We start from the raw sequence: 1,645 nt of genomic DNA on the forward strand, positions 1-1,645 counted from the left end.
GCAGCAAGGGAATGCTGCGCTAATCCGTGTTCGTCAGATGCAAACGCCGGCTTGCGGGCCGGCGCTTCGCTGGCATGGCAATCGAGCTGACAATACGGCCTGTTACCGAGCATTTTGAAATGCTCGGTAACAGGCGCTAGCGACTGCACTTAATGGACGTACTAGGCGCGTCCATCCTCGAAATGCCTGCAGCGCTCTTGCTATTTGTTACCTTGCGATGAGGGCCTGATATTTGGTTGAAGTATCGCCGGTTACCGAGCATAGCGGCTAATCGGAAAGCGGATACCGCTACACCGCACATTCACTGCCTATTCACTCCGCGTCACTGCGTGTTCACTGCTCGGGCACTGCTCGGGCACTGCGCCCGCAATGCATAACACTTGCAATGGCACCATGGTCGCACTGCATCGCCAACCATTTACGTATAATTACATCGATACGAAACTTTAAAGGGGTTTAATGATGGAGAAGAGCAGCGTGGCAGGCGCGCTGCGCGCATTGGCAAGAGACGACAAAGGGCGCTCCGATACTGCCCGCTTGCGCGACGTGTTCGAGGAGGTAGAGGCCGCTCTCAGCGCTGGCGTGAAGCGCCAGGCAATCCTGGATGCATTGAACGGACAGGGTTTCAGGATGACCCTCAAGAGCTTGGAGAGCGCGTTGTACCGAATCCGTAAGCAGAGGGGTAAGGAGACCCGAGTGCAGCCCACACCCGCCGCGCAGACGCCCCCTACCCTGCCCATGGCCTCACAGCCCCAAGGCACATTTACAAGTGAGCCCGTTGCTCGCGAAGCAGCAGCCGATACGGCCACTGAGGCAGTACGCGATGCGCTGACCAATCAGCAATCGCGCGAAGAGAAGTTCTCGCGTTACTCAACCAGCACCACCCTTTCCAAACGTCTCGGACAAAAAAAGGAGTCCTAAATGCGTGTCGCCGTTATCAATTTTTCGGGCAACGTCGGTAAGTCCACCCTTGCCCGCCATCTTCTGGCCCCGCGCCTGAACACCGATCTGATCACCGTCGAAACAATCAATGCGGACGAAGGCGGCGAGAGCATCAAGGCCAGCCAGTATGATGAGTTGCAAGGCCATCTGCTTACGAACGACGTTGCCGTGATCGATATTGGAGCCTCCAACATCGAAGCCTTCATCCACGCGATGACGCAATACCGCAGATCCCACGAGGACTTTGATTATTTTGTGGTGCCTGTCGTGAAGGAATCCAAGCAGCAGAAAGACACCATCGCCACCATTGACGCGCTGTCAGCACTTGGTGTGCCGGCTAAGAAGATCCGCGTCGTGTTCAACAAGATGGCCATCGAGGACGATGTGCATAGCGAGTTTGGCGCGATCTTCGGTTATGCCAGTGAGGAGAAGAAATGTGTTGTCAGGCCGGAGGCCGCCGTCTTCGAGAACGATGTCTTCGAGCGAAGCAAGGCACTGGGCAAGACGATCTCCGAGATTCTGGCGGACTCAACCGATTTCCGCGCGAAGCTGAAAGAAGCCAAGGACGAGCATGAGAAAGAACATTGCGTGCAAATGATCCTTGCCAAGCGCCTCGCAGACTCGGCCAACGATAATCTCGACGCGGTTTATAAGGTGTTGTTCAAGTAGAGACTGCGGCTATGCGTGAAATCCGAAAGGTCCA

Annotated in this window: 2 protein-coding genes; both read left to right on the forward strand. The window is 55.7% G+C overall.

Translation table 11 applies throughout. The features are described 5' to 3' along the window. The first annotated feature begins 459 nt into the window (after window positions 1-459). Window positions 460-921, forward strand: a complete 462-nt coding sequence (locus E1J61_RS37990) for a hypothetical protein (RefSeq protein WP_207951321.1) — start codon at window positions 460-462, stop codon at window positions 919-921. Continuing rightward, window positions 922-1,611: a StbB family protein gene (gene stbB, locus E1J61_RS36970; RefSeq protein WP_133098668.1), complete on the forward strand. Its 690-nt coding sequence runs from the start codon at window positions 922-924 to the stop codon at window positions 1,609-1,611. Window positions 1,612-1,645: the final 34 nt, after the last annotated feature.

Origin of the sequence: Cupriavidus sp. L7L, assembly GCF_004353535.1 — a bacterium.
GTDB classification, from domain to species: Bacteria; Pseudomonadota; Gammaproteobacteria; order Burkholderiales; family Burkholderiaceae; genus Cupriavidus; species Cupriavidus oxalaticus_A.

Excerpts from the sequence above, each read along its gene's own strand:
- E1J61_RS37990 (WP_207951321.1), top strand. The coding sequence starts at position 460 with ATGATGGAGAAGAGCAGCGTGGCAGGCGCGCTGCGCGCATTGGCAAGA.
- stbB (WP_133098668.1), top strand. The coding sequence starts at position 922 with ATGCGTGTCGCCGTTATCAATTTTTCGGGCAACGTCGGTAAGTCCACC.